The sequence below is a fragment of the Candidatus Kuenenbacteria bacterium genome (genome assembly GCA_012797775.1).
In the GTDB taxonomy this organism is placed as follows: Bacteria; Patescibacteriota; Patescibacteriia; order UBA2196; family GWA2-42-15; genus JAAZMX01.
This window is the reverse complement of the sequence record JAAZOM010000006.1, coordinates 35,683-59,635: the sequence shown is the minus strand read 5'-3', so window position 1 is coordinate 59,635 and position 23,953 is coordinate 35,683. Positions and strand designations below refer to the sequence as shown.

Annotated in this window: 27 protein-coding genes and 2 tRNA genes; 20 read left to right on the top strand and 9 right to left on the bottom strand. The window is 42.2% G+C overall.

The features are described 5' to 3' along the window. Positions 1 to 12: 12 nt before the first annotated feature. From GYA54_00930 to argS, 4 genes are all read right to left on the bottom strand, one after another. Positions 13 to 312 (bottom strand): hypothetical protein, encoded by a 300-nt coding sequence (locus tag GYA54_00930; GenBank protein NMC51277.1) that lies wholly within the window; start codon positions 310 to 312, stop codon positions 13 to 15. Positions 313 to 397: 85 nt separating this feature from the next. Beyond that, on the bottom strand, positions 398 to 1,507 hold the full coding sequence (rodA, locus tag GYA54_00925; GenBank protein ID NMC51276.1) for a rod shape-determining protein RodA: 1,110 nt from the start codon (positions 1,505 to 1,507) through the stop codon (positions 398 to 400). Between the two features lie 69 nt (positions 1,508 to 1,576). Further along, a complete protein-coding gene (locus GYA54_00920; protein NMC51275.1) occupies positions 1,577 to 2,479 on the bottom strand; it encodes a hypothetical protein in 903 nt (300 codons plus the stop codon). Positions 2,480 to 2,517: 38 nt separating this feature from the next. Next, the gene (gene argS, locus GYA54_00915) at positions 2,518 to 4,230 is read right to left on the bottom strand and encodes an arginine--tRNA ligase (protein ID NMC51274.1); all 1,713 of its coding nucleotides are present in this window, start codon (positions 4,228 to 4,230) and stop codon (positions 2,518 to 2,520) included. A 58-nt stretch (positions 4,231 to 4,288) separates the two neighbouring features. Here argS and smpB point away from each other — a divergent pair, with 58 nt between their 5' ends. The 7 genes from smpB to GYA54_00880 all read left to right on the top strand — a co-directional run bounded on the left by smpB (position 4,289) and on the right by GYA54_00880 (position 10,389). Continuing rightward, a complete protein-coding gene (gene smpB / locus GYA54_00910) occupies positions 4,289 to 4,735 on the top strand; it encodes an SsrA-binding protein SmpB (GenBank protein ID NMC51273.1) in 447 nt (148 codons plus the stop codon). Between the two features lie 415 nt (positions 4,736 to 5,150). Next, positions 5,151 to 5,221 (top strand) — tRNA-Pro (locus GYA54_00905). 109 nt (positions 5,222 to 5,330) lie between these two features. Then, positions 5,331 to 5,921, top strand: a complete 591-nt coding sequence (locus tag GYA54_00900; protein ID NMC51272.1) for a sigma-70 family RNA polymerase sigma factor — start codon at positions 5,331 to 5,333, stop codon at positions 5,919 to 5,921. Next, entirely contained in the window at positions 5,905 to 6,639 is a 735-nt protein-coding gene (locus GYA54_00895; protein NMC51271.1) for a hypothetical protein, read from the top strand. The genes GYA54_00900 and GYA54_00895 overlap by 17 nt, the downstream gene beginning before the upstream one ends. A gap of 67 nt (positions 6,640 to 6,706) precedes the next feature. After that, positions 6,707 to 6,961, top strand: coding sequence for a hypothetical protein (locus tag GYA54_00890; protein NMC51270.1), 255 nt, complete (start codon positions 6,707 to 6,709; stop codon positions 6,959 to 6,961). A 582-nt stretch (positions 6,962 to 7,543) separates the two neighbouring features. Further along, positions 7,544 to 8,461 (top strand): FAD-dependent oxidoreductase, encoded by a 918-nt coding sequence (locus tag GYA54_00885; protein ID NMC51269.1) that lies wholly within the window; start codon positions 7,544 to 7,546, stop codon positions 8,459 to 8,461. 383 nt (positions 8,462 to 8,844) lie between these two features. After that, positions 8,845 to 10,389, top strand: coding sequence for a hypothetical protein (locus tag GYA54_00880; protein NMC51268.1), 1,545 nt, complete (start codon positions 8,845 to 8,847; stop codon positions 10,387 to 10,389). Between the two features lie 3 nt (positions 10,390 to 10,392). Here the strand turns inward: GYA54_00880 and GYA54_00875 are convergent, their stop codons facing one another. Then, entirely contained in the window at positions 10,393 to 10,749 is a 357-nt protein-coding gene (locus tag GYA54_00875) for a hypothetical protein (GenBank protein NMC51267.1), read from the bottom strand. A 73-nt stretch (positions 10,750 to 10,822) separates the two neighbouring features. Here GYA54_00875 and GYA54_00870 point away from each other — a divergent pair, with 73 nt between their 5' ends. The 3 genes from GYA54_00870 to GYA54_00860 all read left to right on the top strand — a co-directional run bounded on the left by GYA54_00870 (position 10,823) and on the right by GYA54_00860 (position 12,135). After that, the gene (locus GYA54_00870; protein NMC51266.1) at positions 10,823 to 11,119 is read left to right on the top strand and encodes a hypothetical protein; all 297 of its coding nucleotides are present in this window, start codon (positions 10,823 to 10,825) and stop codon (positions 11,117 to 11,119) included. Positions 11,120 to 11,133: 14 nt separating this feature from the next. After that, positions 11,134 to 11,421, top strand: coding sequence for a hypothetical protein (locus tag GYA54_00865; protein NMC51265.1), 288 nt, complete (start codon positions 11,134 to 11,136; stop codon positions 11,419 to 11,421). Between the two features lie 638 nt (positions 11,422 to 12,059). Then, positions 12,060 to 12,135, top strand: a tRNA-Lys gene (locus tag GYA54_00860). A gap of 266 nt (positions 12,136 to 12,401) precedes the next feature. Here the strand turns inward: GYA54_00860 and deoD are convergent. Beyond that, positions 12,402 to 13,148, bottom strand: coding sequence for a purine-nucleoside phosphorylase (deoD, locus tag GYA54_00855; GenBank protein ID NMC51264.1), 747 nt, complete (start codon positions 13,146 to 13,148; stop codon positions 12,402 to 12,404). Positions 13,149 to 13,288: 140 nt separating this feature from the next. Between deoD and trxA the strand changes: the two genes are divergently transcribed. Together trxA and GYA54_00845 are read left to right on the top strand one after the other, a co-directional pair. After that, the gene (gene trxA, locus GYA54_00850; GenBank protein NMC51263.1) at positions 13,289 to 13,618 is read left to right on the top strand and encodes a thioredoxin; all 330 of its coding nucleotides are present in this window, start codon (positions 13,289 to 13,291) and stop codon (positions 13,616 to 13,618) included. 144 nt (positions 13,619 to 13,762) lie between these two features. Then, on the top strand, positions 13,763 to 13,939 hold the full coding sequence (locus tag GYA54_00845; GenBank protein NMC51262.1) for a hypothetical protein: 177 nt from the start codon (positions 13,763 to 13,765) through the stop codon (positions 13,937 to 13,939). Between the two features lie 361 nt (positions 13,940 to 14,300). Here the strand turns inward: GYA54_00845 and GYA54_00840 are convergent, their stop codons facing one another. Further along, positions 14,301 to 14,537 (bottom strand): hypothetical protein, encoded by a 237-nt coding sequence (locus GYA54_00840; protein ID NMC51261.1) that lies wholly within the window; start codon positions 14,535 to 14,537, stop codon positions 14,301 to 14,303. 382 nt (positions 14,538 to 14,919) lie between these two features. Between GYA54_00840 and GYA54_00835 the strand changes: the two genes are divergently transcribed. The 3 genes from GYA54_00835 to GYA54_00825 are packed head-to-tail and all read left to right on the top strand — an operon-like array spanning position 14,920 to position 17,049. Beyond that, on the top strand, positions 14,920 to 16,308 hold the full coding sequence (locus tag GYA54_00835; protein ID NMC51260.1) for an MBL fold metallo-hydrolase: 1,389 nt from the start codon (positions 14,920 to 14,922) through the stop codon (positions 16,306 to 16,308). Between the two features lie 45 nt (positions 16,309 to 16,353). Next, a complete protein-coding gene (locus tag GYA54_00830; protein ID NMC51259.1) occupies positions 16,354 to 16,725 on the top strand; it encodes a four helix bundle protein in 372 nt (123 codons plus the stop codon). A gap of 51 nt (positions 16,726 to 16,776) precedes the next feature. Then, positions 16,777 to 17,049, top strand: coding sequence for a DUF1294 domain-containing protein (locus GYA54_00825; GenBank protein NMC51258.1), 273 nt, complete (start codon positions 16,777 to 16,779; stop codon positions 17,047 to 17,049). 12 nt (positions 17,050 to 17,061) lie between these two features. On the opposite strand, the gene GYA54_00820 is transcribed toward GYA54_00825, so the two are convergent. Then, complete coding sequence (locus tag GYA54_00820; protein ID NMC51257.1) at positions 17,062 to 17,553, bottom strand: hypothetical protein; 492 nt, start codon at positions 17,551 to 17,553, stop codon at positions 17,062 to 17,064. Positions 17,554 to 17,662: 109 nt separating this feature from the next. Here GYA54_00820 and GYA54_00815 point away from each other — a divergent pair, with 109 nt between their 5' ends. From GYA54_00815 to GYA54_00795, 5 genes are all read left to right on the top strand, one after another. Continuing rightward, entirely contained in the window at positions 17,663 to 18,604 is a 942-nt protein-coding gene (locus GYA54_00815; GenBank protein ID NMC51256.1) for a hypothetical protein, read from the top strand. Between the two features lie 44 nt (positions 18,605 to 18,648). After that, positions 18,649 to 19,017 carry a four helix bundle protein gene (locus GYA54_00810; GenBank protein ID NMC51255.1) on the top strand — a complete coding sequence of 123 codons (369 nt, stop codon included), beginning with the start codon at positions 18,649 to 18,651 and terminating at the stop codon, positions 19,015 to 19,017. Positions 19,018 to 19,112: 95 nt separating this feature from the next. Then, positions 19,113 to 20,381 carry a type III ribulose-bisphosphate carboxylase gene (gene rbcL / locus GYA54_00805; protein NMC51254.1) on the top strand — a complete coding sequence of 423 codons (1,269 nt, stop codon included), beginning with the start codon at positions 19,113 to 19,115 and terminating at the stop codon, positions 20,379 to 20,381. Positions 20,382 to 20,389: 8 nt separating this feature from the next. Continuing rightward, entirely contained in the window at positions 20,390 to 22,147 is a 1,758-nt protein-coding gene (locus tag GYA54_00800) for a hypothetical protein (protein NMC51253.1), read from the top strand. A 1-nt stretch (position 22,148) separates the two neighbouring features. After that, the gene (locus GYA54_00795; GenBank protein NMC51252.1) at positions 22,149 to 23,060 is read left to right on the top strand and encodes a ribose-phosphate pyrophosphokinase; all 912 of its coding nucleotides are present in this window, start codon (positions 22,149 to 22,151) and stop codon (positions 23,058 to 23,060) included. 50 nt (positions 23,061 to 23,110) lie between these two features. Here the strand turns inward: GYA54_00795 and GYA54_00790 are convergent, their stop codons facing one another. Beyond that, complete coding sequence (locus GYA54_00790; protein ID NMC51251.1) at positions 23,111 to 23,683, bottom strand: pyruvoyl-dependent arginine decarboxylase; 573 nt, start codon at positions 23,681 to 23,683, stop codon at positions 23,111 to 23,113. Positions 23,684 to 23,953 lie beyond the last annotated feature (270 nt).

Sequence of the window (23,953 nt, the reverse complement as noted above, 5' to 3'; positions counted from 1 at the left end):
CTTATTTAATAATTAATGGGCTAAACGCTCATAAAGCGAGAGTACTTCGTCGCTGTCCACCACTTCGGCTTTTTTTAAACGAGAAACATCCTCATAGCTCATATCGGTCGCCAACCCAAGCAGGGTAAGGCCCAAAAAATCCTTGTAAAGCAGAGAAAGGACGGAGCCCCCGCAAATAGGACAGTTGCTATGGGCGAGTACTGTTTCCTCGGCCTGATCAACAATCTGCAGATTTTGTGGGCTATAATCCTTATTGCACAAAGGACAATAAATAAGGGTTTCTTTTTTTAATTTGCTCAAAATAATGGACATATTTTTATAATTTTGTTTTAGAGTAAGGTCAGTATAATAGAAAAGGGCGCCAATGTCAAACAACTAGAACACCATGAAAATGTCCTCAGCTGTTTATTTTCTGTCGAGAAGAAATATTGGCAATGATACCTACCGACACCATAGAGATGATCAGAAAGGAGCCGCCATAGCTAACAAAGGGCAGGGGCAACCCGGTGACAGGTACAATACCAATATTCATACCGATATTGACAAGTGTTTGAATAAAAAAAGCTGCCCCAAAACCAAAAACCAAATAAGAACTAACGTTATCACGTGAATTTTTAATAAGCAAAATTAGTCGATAAAAAAACCAAAAAAATAAGAACATAACCAAGGTGCTCCCAATAAAACCCAGCGATTCGGCAATGGTGGAAAAAATAAAATCAGTCGAAGTCTCTGGTAAAAAACGGAGTTGACTCTGGGTGCCGAGTCCCAAACCGCGGCCGGCAAGGCCACCCGAGCCAATGGCGATGATGGCTTGACGAACATTGTATCCACGTCCAAGAGGATCTCTCATAGGATCGATGAAGGTCAGAATTCTTTGTTTTTGATAATCTACCAAAAACAAATTCCACAGTAAAAAAAATAAAATTAAAATACCCAAAATAATAAAAATTATCTGTCTAGGGCGCAGGCTCAAAAAAATAAAATAGCAAAGCCCAATGCCCAAAAGCATGGCGGCTGAGCCGAGGTCTGGCTGGAGCATCGTGAGAAAAGTGGGTATGGCAGTAATAATGGCGAGAGAAAAAACGGTCTGGGATTCTTTTTCCCGGCCCCGGCGACGACTGTAAAAAAATGATAAGACCAAGACGAGAGAAAATTTGGCCAGCTCAACCGGCTGAAAATTAAAGCCCAAAAAAGAAAACCAGCCGGTAGTCCCCCGGATAGTCCGACCCCACAAAAGGACGACGATCAAAAGAATAACAGAAAAAATATACAGTGGCCAGCTGTAGCTGCCCAGACGCCGATAATCAAAAAAACCGAAAAAGATAAGGATAAACAGGCCCAAAATAAAAAACAATAATTGCTTTTGGAGTGATGACCAGTCCGGGTTTTCAATATTTAGATTGGTCGTATAGAGGGTGGCTAGACCGAGCACAATTAATAAAATAACCGGCAACAAAAGAAGCCAGTCTATTTTTTTTATATAGGAAAAATATGCGAAAAAAGACATAAAAACAAAATTCTAGACCACTGAATTTAGTCTAGAATTATTATGATAGCTTGTAAATATTAGTTTTAATTATTGTTTTTTTATTTCTAGGCCGGGAGGTGAGCCGGGGCCGGGATCGAGACGCATGAGAGAACTGTTGTCCAGAAGATTTATCTCCGGATAAACGCCTGCCCGGAAAACTGTGCGGAAAAGATCATCGGACCAGCCAAGAGAGACTTCCCTTTCCTCCAAAGATTTGAGTTTGTTTATAACTGTATAGTTTGCAGAAATTGGCTCGCCAGATGAATCATAAAGGACTACCGGCAGACCGACCTCCCAAAAACTAAAGGGTGTATCGTTGAAAATTTTTATCTTTACTTGGCCAGAGACCACACTCGACTGACTCGGTATAAATTCCGATGACTCTACTTTGACAGCGTCTTTATAGCTGACCAAACTAAAATCTCTTATCCTCTCCCACTCTGTTTCGATGATCTTGATACTGGCGCCGCTACCAGACGGCACATTAAAATATAAAATATTTTTTTCACTCTGGGGCAAAATAAAAGTAGAAAGAACTTTGGCGTCTTGGGTGGCTGGTTCAATTGTATAAACTAATTTTTTTACCGCCCAGTCGGTATTTTCATTTTTTACTGTCAGCAAAAGATTGTCAGTTCTGTCGGTGCTCCTTAGGGCCTTTGTTGTACCAAAAATCAAAGGGCTGGGCGCCAAGAGCTGACTGGCGACATTATTGTTGACCAAATTTTTTGGCAAATCTGATAAATATTTTTCATCGCTGATAAGGCCGGTACGATAATTTACAAAGGCAGAGCCGAAAACAAAAACGATAATCAGATCTAGAAAAAAGACACTAAAAACCAACGCGCGCTTTATGGTGGTCTTGTGCTCGGTATAAAAATAAGCAAGCCTTATCTTCCAGTCAGGTATCTCCTCGGTAATAGTAGTTTGAATTTCATTATTTTTGTTGGCCATGATTTTATAATAACATTTTATTTTTGTGTTGATAATAGCTACATCTGTTCGGGCGCCTCTATGCCGAGTAGGGCCAGCCCATTTTTCATAACAACAGAAACCGCCCGAAGGAGGGCGAGTCTGGCCTGCTGTAATTTTTTATCGGCCGAGAGAACTGCTATCTTTTCATAAAAAGAATGAAAGTCTCCGGAAAGTTCGGTGAGATAAAGGGCAACGACATTTGGCTTATACTCCAAAGCGGCAGACTCTATGACTTCGGGAAATTTTATAATATCTCTTATGAGCTGAGTCTCCGAGAGTTCAATAAGTATTTTATAATCTATTTTTTTATTTTTTGAACGCGGGGCTTTTTTGAAAATACTTTGTATGCGAACATAAGTATATTGCAAGTAAGGAGCAGAGCCAGATTCAAAGTTCAACATTTTGTTCCAATCAAAAACAATGTCTGTTAGACGGTTTTGGGAAAGATCATTGTATTTGATAGCACCAAGAGCGATTTGTTTGGCTATCTGATCCAACTTCCGGCCGGAGAGTTTTTTATTTTTTTCTTTAATAATTTTTCTCGCCTTAGAGATCCCCTCTTCGATCATCTTTATAAGGTCGGCTACTTCGCCTTCTCTGGTAGACATTTTTTTGCCGTTGGCGCCGAGGATCAAGCCAAATTTTACGTGTACCATATCTTCTTTGTCGTGATAGCCAGCGAGGGAGCTCGCCTTGAACAACTGTTCAAAATGAAGGGCTTGCTGGTTGGCGACAACATAAATGTTCTTGACGGGGTGAAAATGAGAGCGGCGATATTTGATAGTAGCCAAATCCGAAGTGCCATAGAGATAAGCACTGTCTGATTTTTGGATCATTAGGGGCGGCAGGCCAAGGTCAGACAAATTTATAATAATTGCCCCCTCACTTTTTTGAGCGACACCCTTTCTCAACAATTCATCAACAATGGCGGCAAGCATGGGGTGGTAAAAGCTTTCGCCGTGCCAATAATTAAATTTAACTCCGAGCAAATTATAAACTTTTCTAAATTCTTTGAGGCTCACCTGATAAAAAAGCTGCCAGAGCTGATAATTGAACCTTTCTTTGTCCTGAAGTTTTTTGAGTTCCTTTCTGGCCTCCTCTTCTAACACAGGATTTTCTTTGGCTTTTTGGTGAAAACCCAAATAAAGAGACTCCATCTCTTCGACGGTAATATTTTTCTTGATTTTGTGGCCATAGATCTGCTTGTATTCATAGATCAACTTGCCAAACTGCGTGCCCCAATCACCGAGATGGTTGTCGCTGATGACTTTGTAGCCGAGAAATTTATATAAATTACAAATAGCGGCGCCAATGACGGTAGAGCGTAGGTGGCCGACGTGCATTTTTTTGGCAATATTTGGGGAGGAATAATCAATGACTACTGTCTGGTTCCGGCCAAGACGACTACTGCCATATTTGGTCCCCTCTCTGGCAACAACAGATAGCTGCCTGGCGGCCCAATGATTATCCAAATAAAAATTGATAAAGCCTGGCGGAGCAACGGAAACCAGCCGCCACATTTTATGAGTAGATAATTCTTTGGCCAGCCCTGCTGCAATATCAAGAGGATTCTTTTTAAATTGGTGGCCAAGCATCAGCGCAACGTTGGTGGAATAATCGCCGAGCTCAACGGAGGGAGGATAATCAACGTTGAAACCAAGGCCGACTAGGCGATATTGTTTGGAAACAGCTTGATTAATTTGCTTTTTTAGGGTATCTTTGATAGTCATAGCTGAAACTTAATTCTGAATTTATTATATAGTAAAGTTTGGTATAATAAAAGGGTGTATGTCTATTGCTGATAATAAAAAAGCATATTTTGATTATGAGATCCTCGAGACGCTTGAGGCTGGCTTGGCGTTGTCTGGACCAGAGGCAAAATCTATAAAAAAAGGACAAATTAATCTTAAGGGATCATACGTTGGTCTCGATGGTACGAGTAGTGCTTTTCTGATAAAGGCGCATGTCGCTCCTTACAAGCCAGCGGCAATATACCAAAAAGACTATGATCCATATCAAAACCGGTCATTGCTCTTGCATAAAAAACAGTTGAAATATCTTTTTGGCAAATCACGCGAGCCGGGCATCACGATTGTGCCTTTGAAGGTTTATTTGAAGGGCGGGCTGATCAAACTAGAAATCGGAGTGGGGCGGGGCAAAAAGAAATTTGACAAGCGGGAAAGTATAAAGAAAAAGGAATTTGAACGGCGGAAACAAAGGTTGATTGATAATTAAATTCCAAGTTCCAAGCTCAAAATAAATTTCAAATCACAAATTCCAAAACATAGATTGACTTGGGTATTGCTTATTGAGAATTGTGATTTATTTTGGATTTTGGATTTGGGATTTTGTGCTTTTGTTCATTGTTGATTTCTTGTTTTTTTGATGTTATAATACCCTTGCCCCAGAGCGCACTTGATTTCCTTTTTCTATGTTCGACAATCAGTTCTTTTGGCAACTCGTATTTCCCGAAAAGTTTCGGGATTGCGGTTCACCGGGCAGATTTCCCTTTAAGGACAAAATGATATTATTGTTTTGTTCCCTATGAGTGATATTCTCCGCTGGCCTTAACAGTTTGGAGCGTACCGGTTTCCCAATAGGAACTAGATTGAGGAATGGTTGCTTTGGGGCTTTTAAATTAATTTTTTACCGGGGCGTCGTATAACGGTAGTACGCAAGGCTGGGGGTCTTGTAGCCGGGGTTCAATTCCCCGCGCCCCGATAATCCAAAAAATTATCCCGCCTCAGGGCGGGATTTTTGGAAACAAAAATTTATGTTATGATAAAGCAACCTGAAATAAAATTAAGGCCTAACACGTATTATAATTAATATGGTCACTCAGGAAAGCTGTATACAGCTCTCGGATAATGAACTCGTCGCTCTGTCTCTCAAGAGCGCCGATTATTTTGCTTGTCTAATAAAACGCTATGAAAGACAGCTGTTGGTTTATGTTCGGAGAATATCAGGTCTCGGTCAAGAGGACGCCGAAGATGTTTTGCAGGAGGTTTTTATAAAAATTTTTTATAACCTTAATGATTTTGATGATAAGCTAAAATTTTCTTCTTGGGCTTACCGGATCGCCCACAATGAAACAGTGAGTGAACTGCGCAAAAGACAAGCGCGGCCACAGATAATACTCGATGACGAGGAATGGCAAAAGATAACGGCTGATACTGATCTGAATAAAGAAATAAATACCAAATATGACCGGGCGATGTTGGAAAAAATAATCAGCCGGCTGGGAGAAAAATATCGAGAAATTTTTATTTTGCGCTTTGTGGAAGAGCTGGACTATCGAGAAATTTCCGACATTCTGCGTTTGCCGGTTAGTACCGTCGGGACGCTGATCGCCAGGGCTAGAAGAAAATTTAAAGAAGAGTTTATTAAAATTAATCCTGAATACTATGAGCCAAATAAGTGATAAAATATTAGAAACTATAAAAGATCAAGGGCTAAAACCAACGCCGAAATCAAATCTTCGGGCAAAAAATTTATTGCTTTGGTTTTTGTTTGGGTTGTCAATAATTTTTGGTGCGCTCGCGGTCGGGATATCAATATTTATTTTGGCCAATCAGGAATGGGACATCTACCAACGGATTGAAATGAACTTTGGAAAAATCTTACTCCTAACCTTGCCATATTTCTGGCTGGCAGCTTTAGTGGTTTTTGTTGGGTTGGGTTATTATAATTATAAAAATACCAAATTTGGCTATCGCCTGCCCCTGGCCAGACTGATAATTTTTTATTTGTTGGCAACGGTAATTTTGGGGATTTTGATTTATAATTTTGGGCTTGGCTACAAATTAAATAATATTTTTAACGAAAAATTGCCTGGCTATGCTCAGCTGAATTATGAGCACCGACTGTGGCAAAAGACTGACCAGGGTCTTTTGGCCGGAGAAATAGTGGCGATCACCAAAAATGGCTTTATCTTGCAGGATTTGAGTGGAGATCACTGGCAGATCAACGCACTCACCGCCAATGTACAAAACGATGCAATTTTAAAAATTGGCGAACGTATAAAAATTATCGGCGATATAACCCTAGAAAACCAGTTTACGGCCGAGGAAATCCGCCCTTGGTGTGGCTGTGGCGGCTGCCTAAAACCCAAAAATTGCGATGGCAATTGCCAACATTGAAATAAAAGCTAGGCGAAGTGCGTATTAGTGTATAGAGGGCCCAATTAAAAACTAATAAACCTAGCATATGAATAAACTTTGGTTTTTGGGAGGCTTTATAGCTCTGGTAATGGCAGTGGTGATCTTTAGCGTTGCCAGCGCGGCCAGCCAAAATTCAGCCCCAGCGGGCGTCCAAGTCGGCGCCAATAATGCTAATGTGGTGCAAGCTGCTACCTGTGGTTGCGGAGCAAACTCTGCTTGCGGGGGCAATTGCGGAAAAGAAGGCAAAACCTGCCAGTGTGGCGGTGGCTGCCAGATGAATAGAAATCGCATAGGGCAATAAACTTCTTCAGATAGAAGTTCAAAAAAACAACTGCTGATAAACCAGCGGTTGTTTTTTCTTGAAAAAAAATCATTATAGTGGTCGGCTTGTTTTTATTATTTTGGGTAATGATTGACAAAGAGATAAAAATATGGTAACTTTTCACGAATCCTAAAAACCAAAACAACAGGAGGATTTAGTGAAAAAATTAATGGTTGTCTTCGTGGCCTTGCTGCTGGTTGCTTTTGTAGCCGGCTGTAAGCAGGCCAGTTGTGTCACCTGCTCGGGTGACGGAATGTGGGGCGACGAGAAATGCACCGTCTGTGGTGGGGACGGGAAGCTTGATGTCCCGCCCTGGCCCGATGGGACGGAGCTTAGCGACTGCCCTGATTGTGGCGGCGGGGGTTCAGACTGGCCGGACGATGCTGAGCGCCCTGTCGGCCCCTGCAAAAAGTGCAGTGGGCGAGGGACAGTACCGAGATAGGTCTTCCCTAGCCCTACCTGAACGCTGGACTCTTTAGCAAAAAAGAGCCGGCGTTTTTTCTTGAAAAAAAAGATAAAGCGTTATATGATAAAGATACTCTAATTAAGCTTTATAATTTTATGTATGATACAATCATCATTGGCGGCGGACCAGCCGGAGTCTCGGCCGGAGTCTATGCGGCCAGAAAAAAAATGAAAGCTTTATTTATAACCGAGGGTTTTGGCGGTCAGTCAGTGGTATCTGATGACATTGGCAATTGGATCGGACACAAATCTATTGCCGGAATACAATTGGCCAAAGATCTGGAAGAGCACCTAAAAGCGCAAGAAGGAATAGAAATAAAAGAGGGTGAGAGGGCTCAACTGGTAGAAAAGATCACTAATGGCTTTCGGGTCACGACCAATACCAGCTCCTATGAAACCAGAACGGTCATAGTCTGCTCAGGCGCTAGGCATAGAAAATTGAATGTTTTGGGCGAAGCGGAATTTGACGGCAAGGGCGTGGCTTATTGTTCTACCTGCGATGCGCCGATGTTTCGCGGCAAGGTAGTGGCGGTGGTGGGCGGCGGGAATTCCGGACTCGAGGCAGTCCAAGATTTGTTGCCTTATGTCAGCGAGGTTTATCTTTTAAATTATTCTGACAAGATAAAAGGCGATCCGAGCACCCTGGAAAAAATCCAAAGTGCTGAAAATTTTAAAGGTGTGATTTATAATGCCGAGACAACAGAAATCACTGGCGAACAGTTGGTCAATGGCCTAAAATACAAAGACCGACTGACGGGTGAAGGAAAAACCCTGGCTGTTCAAGGTGTATTTGTAGAAATAGGCGCAGTCCCTAATTCGGATTTGGTCAAAGATCTGGTGGAATTGAATAGCGGCGGAGAAATAGTTTTGGATCACCGGACTTCAGCCACCTCCATGCCTGGTATTTTTGCGGCCGGTGATGTGACGGATGAGGCCTATAAGCAAAATAATATCTCGGCTGGCGATGGAGTAAAGGCGGCACTCTCGGCCTATGAATATATCCTGAAAAAATAGCTTAATTTAAAGACAGGGGCTCATGGCCCTTGTTTTTATTTTGCTTTTAATATATAGTAAGGAGAAAAATAAACAACAAAAAGGAGGTGGGCATGATAGAAAAATTTTTTGATAAACTATTGCAGCTCGATTTTGGGGAGATTCTCCTGCTGGCGGCATTATTAGCAATTGTCGTTGGCGGAGCAATGCTGTGGCTCGGGTCAATATAAAATAAGGAGGCACAGTGAAAAAGTATAATTGGGGAACCGTTGTGGGTTTGGTAATAATTATTGCCTATGGAATTTTGGCAATTTGTGTCAGCCTCTACTGTATCCCCTGACGATAAGCCCTTGGCGCTACGCCTGGGGCTTTTTTTATTTCTCATCATTTGTTAGAATAAAATTATGTTATCCAAGTATTTGCACACTACCTCTATTATAACCTTACTAGCCCTAATCGTCGCTGGTAATTTTTTTATTAGCACACCAAAAACCAAGGCGGCAGAAAATGATTTGTCTTTGGAAAAATATCTGTCCTATTTTTATAATCGCTATAGCCGACACTTGGACAATTTTGGTTTTGTTTACCAGGCCCCAGACTATGGCGCGCCAGAATTTACCACGCCGGGCGAACCCAGAGAAATAATCAGCCTGGGACTTTATTATAAATACCGCGCTTTGGCTGGTGATAATATAGCCAGAGAAAAATTGCGCCAAAGCATGCTTGGCTGCCGGGTGGCTCTGGCCAACCGCTTGGTTCAAAGCCAGTCTTTTTCTGAGGCCTTTGCCGCCTTTGCTCTGGTACGACTAGCTGACCAGTTGCCAGATATTTTGACCACTGAAGAAAAAAGTCAACTTTATCAAACGGTTTATGAAAGAATAGAAGCGGGAATTTTGGCCGATGATACTTCCAACCGGGCGGCGCTGTCGGCAGTATACTGGCAGGCCGTGGTGAATAATTTTTATGCAAAGACTTTTCTAACAGCAGACAGAAAACAATATTTTGATAAATTAATAAAAAACAAAATCGAGAAAGTGATAAAAGAGGACATAAATAGTGGCTGGTATGAAGAGGGCAAGCCAATGGCCTTCAACCCCCACTATCATCTGGTGACAGCCACAGCGCTCATGATTTATGGAGACTTGACGAGCGATCAGCAGATTTTGAACTTAAGTAAAAAAATGGCAGAAAACCTCCGGGCGATAACTTTCAAAAATGGGATGGTGGAGGCAAGCATTGGAATCCGGCCAGTGGGGCTGGGGGCACAGTTTTATCTGGGAGCGGGAATCTTGAATTATCGTTTTGGCTATGCCGATTTTTCTACTTATTTAAATTATGCTTGGGGCGACAGATTTTTTTCAGACCGAGATCATCCAGACAGACTGGAATATCACGCCACAGTCAGTGGGCGTGAGCCGCGCTATCATGATGATATTTCTTTTTCCAATATGGCCGAGCTTTTGCTAGCGGATAATTATTTTGGTGATATGAAATTTCTTTTTCAGGAGAGAATGATAAATATACCGACAGAAACAGTCAGCCCAAAAATAACCATAATTAATAGGGGTGATTTGGTTGTTTTTAATAATCTAGGGCTGATGCTCGACCAGTCTGGCAATAAGAATACCTTGAAATATTATCGCTTTAAAATCGGAGAAAGAGATAAAAATTATGGGCAGTTGAAATTGCCTTTGGAGATAGAGAAAAAGAAGGCACAAGAATTGAAAACTACCTTGACAAAACTCATTGGCAGTGGTAAGGTGTGGGGATCGAAAATCAGTTGGCCAACGCTTTTAAATGCCTATGTCTATGGGCAATACACAGTGGAGGAAATAGCTGATACGATCCAAAATGGCCCCAGAGCAGTGCATCCAAGAATTTTGGCACCAGTCTGGAGGCAGAGTGAAAATTACAAAAAATATTTGTTTGGAAGAAAAAACGCAACATAAAATTTAGGAGGATTTACGATGCAACAATTTTCTCAAGATAGAATTAACCTTGGTCTTCGTATAGACAGCGAGGACATCGGCAACTTGCCGGTGGCCGTCACCGGAATGATGACCAAAAAGACAAAGACCGTCTTGCTGGACATTGGGTACTTCCGGAGGGTAGATGATGAAGTCATCAGGGCCCTTTTGGCGGCTCGAGATGCTGTCAGGAAAGCTGGCGCCCGTTTTGATCTTAGCGGAGTCAACGGGGCCAACGGCGATGGAGAAGGGATGCTTGAAGCCCTTGATGCGGCCGGCCTGTTGAGCTAAGACAATCGAACCGGCGGAGAGTTTCTCTTCGCCGGTTTTTTTATTTGACAAAAAAGAAGGAAAAGAGTAGTTTTAATAAAAATAAAAAACCAGAAAAATAAAATAAATATAGGAAGGATAAAATATGAAATTACTGCCTTTTGGAGATGATGCCTCCCAGATTATGCTGGAGGTGAGCGGTGACTATCAAAGAATGACTGAGGCTATAGAGGCGGCAATAGATGACGGCTCTCAAAGAATAATTATTGATCTGCCAGAGGCTGAGTTGCTTTTTGAAGCAGACATCGCCTGCTTGATGGCAGCCAAAGAACGGATAGAAGAGGCTGATGCCACTTTCCAAATTTCTACTTTTCGGGCGCATGAATCAGTGGTGACAAGCCTACAAAATAATAGACAATTGCGAGGGTGTCTGGATTTATAAAATGGAGGCATTAGATGATAGTAAAAAATTTGGGTGCCAGGGTTTTCTCTCTGATGGTTCAAAACGGAAATGACCTGTTCAACCTAGCACCGGAGGTGGGCGCCCTCATCCGCCGGCAAAAGGCTGAGCTGATCGTAGTGGACCTGACCAAGTTGGTGGCTATCGACCCTAGTGAGGCTCGAGGACTGGCGGATGCCCAGGAATTGGCTCGGGGAAGAGGTAAGTCTTTTGAAATAAAAATCCCTGAGCCAATGACAGAGATAATGTTTTCTGCTCTCAAGGGAGCAAAACTTTTCTATTAAAAAAGACATAGGTCGGCTGGCAAAGCTACTGGCAGGTTTTGTTGTTTGGCAAAATAATGCAAAAAAGTTAGGTTGTCTAGATTGTATTGATAAGACAAAAAATAGAGCAAAAATAGTAATATAAATAGCCAGAGGAGGGCGGGATGAGTTTAAGATACAAACAAGTTACTTGCAATCTGTGCCGCTGTACACACATGGTGCGCTGGGGCGGCTCCCATAGCTGCTCCAGATGGGATAAAGTGAACATAATCAGGGTTGATAATAATGGGAATGTAACCCAGACTATGTAAGCTGAGTGGCCCAATTTTGGGCGTTAGGAAAAATTTCCTGACGCCCTCTTTTTTTAAATAAAATAATTAGCCAAAGCCTTGATTGATTTTTAATTTTCTGTTAAGATTTTTTTAGATATGTTGTATTGAGTTTATCCTTACCCCACAGACGCAGGGGAAAAATCTCGCGTTTTATCAAATTGAGATGGGACCCTTCACTGACGTTCAGGGTAAATTACAAAACTTATGCGCTGTTAGCTCCCCGCAGCCATAAAGGTGCGGGGCAGGCAGTTGGACCAACTTCGCCTAATAAAATAAATTAACCTTAATTTTGACTTTTAATTTTTGAATTTTGAGTTTTTGCCATATGCGCTGTTAGCTCAGTTGGTAGAGCAGCTCCCTTTTAAGGAGAAGGTCACAGGTTCGAATCCTGTACAGCGTACCACAAAAGACATTCGTTGCGGCGAATGTTTTTTGTTTAAAAGGGAGCGGCGAGCAGCTCCGTTGGAAGTGCCCCCGGCACTTCTCAACTAAGGAGAAAGGTTAAAAAGATCCAGTGAATCTTTTTAACAGTTCAATCACTGCCTCGCCGGCAGGCGGGCTGTACAGCGTAAAAAAATATCCTCGCGAGAGGGTATTTTTTGTTTTGAACAATAATAAAAAGAGCACTCAATAAAATCGAATGCTCTTTGTTTTTGAGACGGATAGCCACTAGGCAACAATGCTCAGGGCGATCATAGCTATGTCGCTACAGCAGGTCACCCGCTCTTCTGAGGTCAGGGGCTTTTCCTCGCGAGCCAGGTGGTCGCTGACCACGAGTAGCGACAGCGCCTGTATCCCATAATAGGCGGCCAGGGTATAGAGCTTTGCTGTTTCCATTTCAACAGCCAGAGCACCATATCGAGCAAACTTTTGCCACCTCGGCGGCTCACTGTGATCATAGAAATCATCCGTGGCAAAGACATTGCCAGTGTGGAAAGGCAATCCCCGGTCTTCGGCCTGGAGGACGGCGTCACGATAAAGAGCCGGATCGGCGATAGGAGCGAAACTCATGGCTGGCCCAAAGCGGTGAATATTGGAGGCCGAATCAGAGCAAGCCCCCATCGCGATGATAATATCGCGAAGATTAATTTTTTCTTGCAAGGCTCCGCAGGTGCCGAGACGGATAATTTTTTTGACCCCGAAGTCTCTTGCCAGCTCCTCGACATAAATGCCGAGTGATGGCATGCCCATGCCGCTGGACTGGATGGATATCAATTTTTTGGTACAAGCGAGTTGACCGGGGAGGGCCCTGAAACAATGACGGAACCCGGTGTAGCAGGGCATACCGCGGACATCATGAACTGTCTCTGGGGCCTTTAAGAATTTTTTTGCCAGCCAGGCAGCTCGGAGCGGATCACCGGGCAATAAGACTACGTCGGCGATCTGGCCTTTTTTTGCTCCAATATGCGTACTCATGACAGCTACCTCCTTTTATGGTTCTGTGGGTGATTTTCTTTTGAGCTAAACTTACTAAATAAAGAAAAATATGTCAAACTTTACCGCAAAAATATTATATGCTAAGATAGACACACCTTATAAATCAATCAAAAAAATATATGTTAAAAGCAATGGAACTAACCAAAGATAATTTTCAAAAAGAAGTCCTAGAATCGGAGTTGCCGGTCTTGGTGGACTTTTATGCGCCATGGTGTGGGCCGTGCCAGATGATGGCTCCAGTTCTTGATCAGCTAGCTGAAGAAATGGAAGGTAAAATAAAAATTACCAAGCTGGATACCAACGAGGAAGATAATTATGAATTATCAGAGAAATATCTAGTCATGAGTATCCCCAACCTCAAGGTTTTCAAAGCTGGCAAGCTGATTTATGAAATTGTTGGTTTTAGACCCAAAGAAATCCTGAAAGCAGAATTGGAAAAGTTACTTTAATTTTTTTAATAAAAACCGTTTAGACAAATTTTAAGCGGTTTTTGTTTACTTTTGTCTATTGACAAAAGTATTAATATATGCTATAATATATTAATTGAACATTAAAAACCAAAAAAATAAAAATCAGCAGAAAGGAGAAAAAATATGCTGATTGATTTTATTTTTAATGGGGTCGAGGACCTCCTCGAAACCCTAAAAGAGCACCGGGCTGAGCTGTTCGGCTTCGGACTGGGGCTCGTCACCCTGTTCTTTCTGGCGCAGGCGCGCTGGGAGGGACTGGGCGAAGCCTTTCTTTGGGCCATTGACTTTATGGCCGACTGAAAGCAAAATCGGGGGGTGTGGTGTGGTGGCTTACTGCTCTCCCCCTTTTATTTTTAGCTGGTAAAAGCGGTTTGCCAACTGAAAATAGAAGATCATATTTTAATCCACTCCATGGCGAGTGGATTTTGTTTTGGTAAAAAATAAGGCACAACCTTTAAAACAGTTGCGCCTCGTATGGCTAGGAAGGGCCCGCGGAAGTTTATTTATCCGCGTTCTCCTCCCCTTTGGCAATGGCAGCCGTCCACCCGGTGGAGATGAGGAACTATTTTTCGCTGTTCCTCCTTAGAGAAAGTATAGAGTGGCTGCCACCGGCCATTCTCTACCTCCACTAAGTTACAGATGGGACATTGGGGGTATCTTATCACTCTTGCCTCCTAACTCGGCGAAGATTGGCTGGTACTGACCGGGTAGTGAGCTGATCTTTGGCAGTCTGACAGTTACTGCAAATGGTCGGCTTCACCCTGTGTCCCAAGGGATTGTTTAAAATAGCCCGAAGAGACTGGGGTTCAGAGCCACGACTATGCCAAGCACCCTCCCAGCGATGCCTTCCGCAAACCCGGCATTTACCTACTGCTGCTGCTTTTCGGTTCCTTATCATACCACACACCTCCTCACGATTGTTTGCCCTTGCACTCCTCACAGACTACCATCTGGACATTGACCGTCCGCAGTTCCTGGCCCCGAATTGAGTACGGGCTGGGCAGATGTTCCCAGTGGATGAAGTGCGGATTGCCAATGAGCCTTCTTTTTTTACAAAAAATACACTCCTCCAATTTCTGCTCCTTTCTGTTCCGTTTTTTCTTTTTTGTTTACCGTTCTTTTGTGTCTGAGATAGTGCTTTTTAAAATAAACTATTTTTGAAAATTTGTCAAAGGGCGGTGATATGGGATAAAATTATAATTACAAAGAGGTGATGGGCAAAAAGTTTCTTTTAAGTTGCTTATCTTGCTTACCTCACTTACTGCTTAACTCGCTTATTTATGAAAATAGAATTTTTCGGGGCCTGCAAAACTGTCACTGGCTCACAATATGTGATCACTATAAATAATAAAAAACTCCTTTTGGAGTGCGGCTTTTGGCAAGGACAAAGGCGGGATATGGAAAGTATAAACAGAGAATTTCCTTTTGACCCCAAGAGTATTGATGCCATGATCTTGAGCCATGCCCATATTGACCACTCGGGCAATATTCCCAATCTGGTCAAGCAGGGTTTCAAGGGCAAAATTTATTGCACCAAAGCTACTGAGCAGATCACGGAATTGATGCTCGAGGATAGTGCCCGAGTGCAGGTTTATGATGTGGAATATCTGAATCGCAAACAATTACCAGAGACAACACCGCTAGAACCAATCTATACACCTGATGATGTGGCTCCAGCCATGAAGCAATTTGTGGGCGTGAATTATCATGAAGAATTTGAACCATTGCCGGGGGTCAAAGCTTATTTCCGCGATGCTGGGCATGTACTTGGCTCAGCTTTATTGACTTTGGAATTAACGGAAAATGGACAAATAGTGCGCCTCGGATTCACCGGAGATTTGGGTCGCAAATTTTTACCGATTCTCAAAGACCCGGAGCAAATCCGGGCGGTTGATTATCTGATCTCGGAAAGTACTTATGGCGACCGGGTCCATGACAGCCTGTCCACTTCATATCTCGACCTGGCCAAAGCAATCAATGAGACCTATGCCCGAGGCGGCAAGGTGATCATCCCCTCTTTTGCCTTAGAGCGCGCGCAGGAACTCTTGTATATTATCCATGAATTGATCAATCAAAAAGCCATACCGCCTTTATTTGTCTATTTGGACAGTCCACTAACAGAAAGAGTGAGTGAGGCTTTTTCTGATTATCCTGATCTACTGGACGAAGAAACACAGAAAACTTTTTTGGAGCAAGGCAAAGATCCCTTTATTTTTACCACACTGCGTTTTGTAGAAACGCCAGAAGAATCAAAAAAATTGAATAATACAAAACAGCCATGCATAATTATCTCAGCTTCGGGTATGTGTGAGTTCGGACGCATCCGGCACCATCTGAAAAATAGCATCAGTGACCCGAGAAATACCGTAGTGATAGTTGGTTTCATGGCCGAGAATACCTTGGGTAGAAAACTACTCGAGGGAGCAGAAAAGGTAAATATCTTGAATGAAAATCTGGCAGTCAAGGCGAAAATAGTGGTTTTAAATTCTCTGTCCGCCCACGCGGATCAGTATGATCTGGTTAAATTTATTGGGGGCGTTGGCAAACTGAAAAAATTATTTCTAGTCCATGGTGAAGCAGGAGCGATGAGTGTCTTGGCGGAGAAGCTAGATAAAAATCAGATTGGGCAGATTGTGATGCCAGAAAAGGGAGAACGAGTGGTACTTTAGTAATGAGTAATGTGTAATAGGTAATAAGGGAAATGAATAATTAATATGTCAAAGAAAAATATAATAAATAATTTTTATGATTTAGAGGCCTGGAAATACTCCCACATTTTGGCATTGGAAATTTATAAAATAACAAAACTTTTCCCGACTGACGAAACATATGGAATCACCAACCAATTAAGAAGGGCAGCTAGTTCTGTTGGTGCTAATATCGCTGAGGGTTTTGCTAGATATCATTTTAAAGATAAGACTAAGTTTTATTATCAAGCGCGCGGCTCGGTGGCCGAAGTACAAAATTTTTTGATATTATCAAAAGACTTGGAGTATATTAATTTGGAAACATGCAAAAGACTGGGCGAACTGGGTAATCAGACTAGACAAATAATAAATGGATTAATCAGATCAATAAACACTTAGGTCGCCCTTTAGCACATTACTCGTCACTCGTTACTCGCTACTAAAGATAGAATGACTCAATATTTATTCTACTACCTCATCACTATTAATGTTTTAACGTTCATTATTTTTGTTTTTGACAAACAGCGCTCAATATATGGTGGCTGGCGCATACCAGAAAAAGTGCTCTGGCTGTTGTCTTTGCTCGGCGGGTCACTCGGTGGGATAATGGCTATGGAGATAGCCAGACACAAAAGACGCAAGGCTAACTTTTATCTGATAATGTATCTCATAATTTTAGCTCAAGCGGTCGCAATTTATCTTCTACTAAAAAAAGCCCCATGAAGGGGCTTTTTATTATGGAGTGGGTTCGTAGGTAAGAAGAATTCTGATATCTGTAAATTGGGGATACTTTTCCCTAATAAAATCGGTAAGGTCATTTTGCAGATAGGCTGTCGCCTCATTGAAGAGATCTGGTCTAGCATCCTGGACTAGGGTATTTTTAAAAGCCTGCGCATCCATCGCTTCGGTCTCTCCGTTAAGATTTTCAATGGCCTCACGAAGATCAATTGTTAATCGCTGATCTGATATTCTTATTTTTATAGCTTCAGAGAGTTTCTTCTCCCTTAGCCCGGATCGAAGTCTGGCCTTGCTTGGTGTTCTTAAAATTAAAGGCGAGTAAAGCGGTGTTTCTATTTTTTCATTATCAGGGTGCGGTTCTGTTTTGGTAATAAATTCGAGAGCAATATCGGCCAGCGCTTGTTCGAGCTCACTTCTTTCTTTTTTGTCTGCGCTCTTGTCGCCTTCTGGACGAAGGAAATGGTGGTCAGGTCGAATTCTTTTGTCCATAAAAATTAAATTAGTTGATGTAGCAAGTATATAATAACAGCCAAAAAAATCAAATTTTGCTTTGGCGCCCGAAAATTGGTAAAATTAAAGCATCATTAAATTTTGAACTATGGCTAGTCTAAACCAAACAATAAAAGATATCCGTTCTATAAAAATACAGGGCGCCAGCAATATCTGCCGGGCGAGCATTGAAGCATGGGTCGCCTATTTATCAATCCTGAAGATGAGAAATCCGGTGACTTTCCTGAATGAAGCCAAGCGCGCTGGCGAGCTCTTGGCCAAAGCCCGACCAGATGAACCACTAACGATTAATGCTTTTAAATACTTGCATCTGCGTCTGGCAGAAAAACATGGGATCAAAAGCAGGGCTAGTGAAGTGGTAGAATTGAAAAAACTGGCCAAAAAACAGGCAACCGATTTTTCAGAATTACTCCATAAAAATGGCCAGCGGATTTCTCTCTATGGTAGTAGAACGATAAAAAACAAAGAAAATATTTTCACGCACTGCCATGCGCAAACAGTCATCAATATTTTGGGCGCGGCCAAAGAACAGAAAAAGAAAATACACGTTTATAATGATGAAACTCGGCCACTCATGCAGGGACGAAAAACCTCTGAAGATCTGGCTAGACTAAAAATTGATAATACCATGGTGGTGGATTCAGCCGCCGAATTTCTGATTTCCAATTTTTCCGGCGACAAAGTAAAAATAGACAAAGTGATAATCGGTTTTGACGTGATCTTGGCGGACAATTCCGCTTTGAATAAAGTGGGTAGTTTTGGCATTGCGCTCGCGGCCTACACTTCCAAGATCCCGGTCTATCTGGCTGGCACACTCATGAAAAAAACCAATAAAAAAATGGGGATAGAATTGCGCGCCAAAACCGAAATTTGGAAGAACAGCCCAGCACAACTAAAGATTATCAATTTTGCTTTTGACAAAATACCAGCGCAGCTGATCACCGGCTATATCACCGAATTTGGGGTGATCAAACCGAATGAGGTAGATAAATATGTGAAGAAATATTATCCGTGGATACTAGGGAAGTAGGGGTGTAGGTGGGTAGGGAAGTAGGAAATTAATTATTAAATACTATGGAAGGGAATTATAAATGGGGAGATTATAGAGATCTAATTGTCTGGCAGAAAGCAATGGAACTTGTTATTGCAGTTTATGAGTTGACTCGAGAATACCCACCATCAGAATTATATGGTTTAACAACACACACAAAGAAAACCGTTGTTTCTATACCATCCAATATCGCCGAGGGAAGAAGGCGTGGTAGTGTCACAGATTTTCGGCATTTCTTAATTATCGCCCTCGGCTCTGGCGCGGAACTGGAAACACAAATTGAAATAGCGAAAAGATTAAAACTAGCAAAAGAAAGTAGCTTTATAAAAGCAGATAATATATTAAATGAAGTAATGAAAATATTAAATAAAATGATTAATAACAGAGAGTAGTAGGTTGGTAGGAAAGTAGCGTCGTAGGAAAAAGCTAACTATTGACCTACATCCTACTAACCTACCTCCCTACATACCTACTAACCTACAACCCTATGAGTAAATCTCCTTATCTCCGGCTGGGCTACCGGCCAAATTACAAAGAAGAATTGGTGGTAAGCTATTATCTAGAAAGCAAACTACCCTTGGCCGAGGCGGCCGCGCATATCGCCGCTGAATCATCCATCGGCACCTGGACAAAACTCGGCACGCTCAAAGAGGCAACCCTAAAAAAGCTGGGGCCAAAGATTTTCAAACTGGATAACAAGAAAAAAACAGTGCACATTGCCTACCCACTGGCATTGTTTGAGCTCGGCAATATCACGCAATTGCTCTCTGCTTTGGCTGGCAATGTTTTTAGTATGAAAGTGATAGCCAATCTGCGCCTCTTGGATATTCAGTTCCCCAAAAAATATCTGGATTCATTCAGGGGACCGGCCTTTGGTATCGAGGGAGTGAGAAGATATCTGAAAATTTACAAGCGGCCGATTATCGGCTCAATCATCAAACCCAAGGTGGGACTCTCGGCCAAAGAGCAGGCTAGACTCGCTTATCAAATCTGGAAAAACGGTGTGGATCTAGTCAAGGATGATGAGAATTTGACAGATATGGTTTTTAATAAATTTGAAGAACGGGTGAAAGAAGTAATGAAACTCAAAAAACAAGTGGAGCAAGAGACAGGCGAGAAAAAAGTTTATGTTTTTAATGTGACTGGACCAGCTGATGTGATGCTCAAACGGGCTAAACTAGTCAAAAAATACGGTGGCAAGGTAGCAATGATTGATCTCGTGGTGGCTGGGTTGGATAATATCCAATTTTTGAGAGAACAAAATCTGGGCTTGATTTTGCATGGCCACCGAGCTGGGCATTCGATGTTTACCAAAAATTCACGCCACGGCATGACCATGCTGCTTTTGGCCAAACTGGCCAGATTGACAGGCATTGATCAGCTGCACACGGGTACAGTGGTCGGGAAAATGGAAGGCACGGCCGAGGAAGTGACGGAAATAAATCTGGAAATGGAGGAAGATTGGTTTGGAGTGAATAAGGAAATAACCAATTGGGAAAAGATCAAGCCGGTTTTGCCGATTGCTTCGGGCGGATTGCATCCGGGACTGGTGGAAAAATTGGTCAAAATACTCGGGGCTGATCTGGTGATTAATTTCGGGGGCGGACTACATGGCCACCCGGATGGCTCAATCGCCGGAGCTAGAGCTTGTCGACAATCAGTAGAAGCAGTGGTCAAAAAAATCCCAGCCAAAATTTATGCTGAAACTCGTCTGGAATTAAAGCGGGCCTTGGAATATTGGAAATTAAAAAAGTAAAATAAATTATGCAAAACAATATGCGCTGTCAAAAATGCGGGCTGGAAAATAGCCCGGAAAGCCACGTTTGCCAAAGTTGTCATACCCCACTTTACGAGACAACCCCTAACGTCGCAGTACCGAATAACCCACCCAGCGTGGATGCTTCTCAATTTTTGAATCCAGAGATGCCACAAACAAGTGGTGGTATAAAAAAAATACTGGCTATTGTAGCTGGAGTTTTAATTTTTGCTGGAGTAGCACTTGGTGGATATTGGGGCTATAGCAAATATATCGCCAATACACCCGACAAGGTACTAAAAAAATCCGTCCAAGCCACCAATCAAATAAAGGCTTCCAGTTTTAAGCTTGATTTGAAATTGGAATTTCAGGAAAAACAAGCTGCGGAGCAAGCCACTTCGACCCCAACGCTAAATTTAATTGGGGGGCTGCTTGGAACGGAAAAACAAAAGATGTACGCAGAAATAGAAGGATACACTGATAATACCGACGAAAATAATCTGCGTTCAAAATTTAAAATAGATATTGGTTTGGATATTGGCGGTACAACTAATAATATAGCCGGCGAGGTAGTAACTCTGGGGAAAAATCTTTATTTCAAAATAAACCAACTGCCAATTATGCTGGCTATGTTTATTGACACTAGCAGTATAAAAGATAAATGGGTGAAATATAGTATTAATACGACGGTCTTGGATAAATTTGCCGGCCAAGAGGATGAGGATACAAAGAAAATTGGGGAAATCCTAGAGCAAGATGCGGACAAGATAATAATATTAAAAAATGACTACGGCGTGGAAACATTGGGAGAAAATAAAACATACCACTATCAGTTGGGTCTGGATAAACAGGGTATTTTGGATATGATAGAAAAGATAAAAACTGTTTCTAAAAATAAAGCCGAGATAGAAAAAAACATGGCCGAGATGAAAGAAGAAGACTGGCAGAATTTTGACCGCTTTGTTAAAAATTTCAGCCTAGATATCTGGATAGATAAAAAAGAATATTTTATAAGAAAAATAGAAATCCCTTTTGATAATATCGGCAAAGACAAAGACGGCAACCAGACTTTGGGAGGGGCGATGACCATAACATTTGATAATTTTAACCAGATAATGGAGATAGAGTCACCAAAAGACCCAGTGGAATTAGAAAAATTATTAAGTGAGGCTTTTGGCGGAGGTATGTTTGGGGCGTTGGACAAAGCGCAGACAAAAAATAGTGACGCCAAAACGGTGAGCGAAATAAAGCAGATACAAACGGCGCTAGAGCTTTATTTCGTCGATAATAATGGCTATCCAAAAAACGAGATACCGGCGGCTACGGGTGTCGGCAATATGAAAGTTTTGTGTTCCAAGGGATTTAGGGCTAGTATAGAAGAGTGTGCCGGCTCAACAGTCTATATGAGTGAAGTACCGGGCGGAGACAAAATAATAGATGGTGGCTATTTGTATACCAGCATAAAACCAAATGATTATACTTTGGTCTTCCAGTTGCTGGGTGACAGCGGCAATCTGAAGGCCGGAGAAAATGTGGCCACGCCCAACGGCATAAGCTCGATGAACAATGGGGAAGACTATGGAATGGGCTTGGAAATGGGCACCGATCTAGATACAGACAATGATGGTATCACTGATGAAGAAGAAATATTTATTTGGGAGACTGATCCATCAAAAGCTGATACTGATGGTGATGGCTATAAAGATGGCGATGAAGTAGAGCATGGCTATGATCCGCTGATCCCAGGGAGTGCTAAACTCAAATAGAATGTCTAACTTTCTTTTCTCCACCCATAGCAATGAAGAATTGGTTGGAGAGATATTACAATCCGCCAACCGGCGGACAAAAAAAATCAAAAAAGGCAGGTGCCTGATATCCCACTATAAAGACGGGGAAATTTTGGTACATATAAACGAAAATGTCCGCGGCAAAAAAGTTTATGTCTTGGGCTCGACTTTTTCACCAGCGGAAAATATGTTGGAATTGATAATTCTCATCAACACGCTAAAGGAAAACGGGGCGAAAAAAATAGTGGCTCTTATCCCCTACTTTGGTTATGGCAAGCAGGACAGGATAAAATATTCTGGGGATGCGATGAGTGCAAAGCTCATGGCAAAAATTATTGAAGATGCAGGAGTAGATGAAATCGTGGCCCTAGATCTGCACAGCCGCCAAGTGGCCAAATATTTCCGAGTGAAAATAACCGAATTAAAAGCGCGGGGACTTTTTATAGAAAAGATCAAAAAATTAAAACTGAAAGATGTGGTGGTTTTAGCGCCGGATCTGGGCGCTGACGAGCGCAGTAAAAATTTTGCGGATGAATTAGGGATAAAAAATCTGGCCGCCATAGAAAAAATCCGGCCGCGAGTGGATGAGGCGAAGGTGACCAAATTTCGAGGAGAGGTGAAAAATAAAACAGTGGTGATGGTGGATGACTTGAGCCAGACCGGAGGGACGCTGATCCAGGCGGCCAAAACCCTGAAGGCCAAAGGAGCAAAAGATATTTATGTAGTTTTGACACACTTGGTAGCCACTGGACCAGTGGTAGCCAATCTGCGGCGCGAGAAAAATATTAAAAAAATATTTACCACAAATTCCATTGTCTCGACCAAGGATTTTAAGAAGGATAAAAAATTTGAAGTGCTGACGGTGGCCGAGCTGTTTGTAAAAAATATATAAATAAAACTCCGCCCCTAGGGGTGGAGTTTTTCGTTTGGGATAATTACTTATTACATGAGGAAAACCGCAGCTGTCACTACGGTAGTCCAAATATTTTTATCTGGCCCGCACCTCCGAGATTGGAAAAGGCGCGAGGTGCGAATATCCTGACCAGCCGCTTGATAAGTTTCCTCCCTTTCTCTCCAGGCTTTTTCGGGGTCAAATTCTATCCCCAAATTACTGGCCAGCATAGTGGCGGCAAGGTCTTCTGCCTCGTCGCCGGTTTTTATGCCGGTTTGGCCATTCAAAGCACACCTGGAGACAAAGCCGTCTTGCTCGGTGTCTGGTGTCCAGGCCCAACCAACAGCGCTCGAGACTAGGCGGTTGGGCTCGCTGTCAGAAGAACAAGATAAGACACAAAAAATAAATTCGCCGCGCCTTAACTTTGACAAGCCAGCAAATCGGCTGATAACTTTACATTTAGGGGGCAAAATAGCATCATCTACATTCACGATGTTATAATCCCCGATGCCTGCAGCGCGAAGAGCCAGCCGCCGTGAAATGTCTTTGCTTCTGCCATTGCCCCAACCCCTGGTGAAAAAAACTTCACTGGGAATTAGCGGGAGATTTAAAGTTGTCTGCATGAGACCTTCTCCTTGTCATTTGGCTGGTTTAATTTCTCGTGAATTGAAAACAACAAATTTTCCTGCTCCTTTTTATGTTTAGTCTCTTCTTTTTAAAAAACTTTGAAATAAGAATAAAATATTTTATCCGGCGCGTCAAGGGGCCATGCTACAATTAAAAAATCTTATAGATATAACCTTTTAGCTTTTTTGATTTTTCAGACGGGGTGCGGTAAAATAAAGACAGAAATAAAATTACACACAATAAATACTTTATATCTTGATACTAAT

What these genes read in the sequence shown, in the direction of transcription:
- GYA54_00795 (NMC51252.1), top strand. Translation starts at nt 22,149, where the DNA reads ATGTCTAACTTTCTTTTCTCCACCCATAGCAATGAAGAATTGGTTGGA.
- deoD (NMC51264.1), bottom strand. Translation starts at nt 13,148, where the DNA reads ATGAGTACGCATATTGGAGCAAAAAAAGGCCAGATCGCCGACGTAGTC.
- GYA54_00895 (NMC51271.1), top strand. Translation starts at nt 5,905, where the DNA reads ATGAGCCAAATAAGTGATAAAATATTAGAAACTATAAAAGATCAAGGG.
- GYA54_00900 (NMC51272.1), top strand. Translation starts at nt 5,331, where the DNA reads ATGGTCACTCAGGAAAGCTGTATACAGCTCTCGGATAATGAACTCGTC.
- GYA54_00790 (NMC51251.1), bottom strand. Translation starts at nt 23,683, where the DNA reads ATGCAGACAACTTTAAATCTCCCGCTAATTCCCAGTGAAGTTTTTTTC.
- trxA (NMC51263.1), top strand. Translation starts at nt 13,289, where the DNA reads ATGTTAAAAGCAATGGAACTAACCAAAGATAATTTTCAAAAAGAAGTC.
- rodA (NMC51276.1), bottom strand. Translation starts at nt 1,507, where the DNA reads ATGTCTTTTTTCGCATATTTTTCCTATATAAAAAAAATAGACTGGCTT.
- GYA54_00800 (NMC51253.1), top strand. Translation starts at nt 20,390, where the DNA reads ATGCAAAACAATATGCGCTGTCAAAAATGCGGGCTGGAAAATAGCCCG.
- GYA54_00810 (NMC51255.1), top strand. Translation starts at nt 18,649, where the DNA reads ATGGAAGGGAATTATAAATGGGGAGATTATAGAGATCTAATTGTCTGG.
- GYA54_00835 (NMC51260.1), top strand. Translation starts at nt 14,920, where the DNA reads ATGAAAATAGAATTTTTCGGGGCCTGCAAAACTGTCACTGGCTCACAA.
- GYA54_00825 (NMC51258.1), top strand. Translation starts at nt 16,777, where the DNA reads ATGACTCAATATTTATTCTACTACCTCATCACTATTAATGTTTTAACG.
- rbcL (NMC51254.1), top strand. Translation starts at nt 19,113, where the DNA reads ATGAGTAAATCTCCTTATCTCCGGCTGGGCTACCGGCCAAATTACAAA.
- GYA54_00890 (NMC51270.1), top strand. Translation starts at nt 6,707, where the DNA reads ATGAATAAACTTTGGTTTTTGGGAGGCTTTATAGCTCTGGTAATGGCA.
- smpB (NMC51273.1), top strand. Translation starts at nt 4,289, where the DNA reads ATGTCTATTGCTGATAATAAAAAAGCATATTTTGATTATGAGATCCTC.
- GYA54_00880 (NMC51268.1), top strand. Translation starts at nt 8,845, where the DNA reads ATGTTATCCAAGTATTTGCACACTACCTCTATTATAACCTTACTAGCC.
- GYA54_00930 (NMC51277.1), bottom strand. Translation starts at nt 312, where the DNA reads ATGTCCATTATTTTGAGCAAATTAAAAAAAGAAACCCTTATTTATTGT.
- GYA54_00865 (NMC51265.1), top strand. Translation starts at nt 11,134, where the DNA reads ATGATAGTAAAAAATTTGGGTGCCAGGGTTTTCTCTCTGATGGTTCAA.
- GYA54_00920 (NMC51275.1), bottom strand. Translation starts at nt 2,479, where the DNA reads ATGGCCAACAAAAATAATGAAATTCAAACTACTATTACCGAGGAGATA.
- GYA54_00845 (NMC51262.1), top strand. Translation starts at nt 13,763, where the DNA reads ATGCTGATTGATTTTATTTTTAATGGGGTCGAGGACCTCCTCGAAACC.
- GYA54_00815 (NMC51256.1), top strand. Translation starts at nt 17,663, where the DNA reads ATGGCTAGTCTAAACCAAACAATAAAAGATATCCGTTCTATAAAAATA.
- GYA54_00870 (NMC51266.1), top strand. Translation starts at nt 10,823, where the DNA reads ATGAAATTACTGCCTTTTGGAGATGATGCCTCCCAGATTATGCTGGAG.
- argS (NMC51274.1), bottom strand. Translation starts at nt 4,230, where the DNA reads ATGACTATCAAAGATACCCTAAAAAAGCAAATTAATCAAGCTGTTTCC.
- GYA54_00840 (NMC51261.1), bottom strand. Translation starts at nt 14,537, where the DNA reads ATGATAAGGAACCGAAAAGCAGCAGCAGTAGGTAAATGCCGGGTTTGC.
- GYA54_00830 (NMC51259.1), top strand. Translation starts at nt 16,354, where the DNA reads ATGTCAAAGAAAAATATAATAAATAATTTTTATGATTTAGAGGCCTGG.
- GYA54_00820 (NMC51257.1), bottom strand. Translation starts at nt 17,553, where the DNA reads ATGGACAAAAGAATTCGACCTGACCACCATTTCCTTCGTCCAGAAGGC.
- GYA54_00885 (NMC51269.1), top strand. Translation starts at nt 7,544, where the DNA reads ATGTATGATACAATCATCATTGGCGGCGGACCAGCCGGAGTCTCGGCC.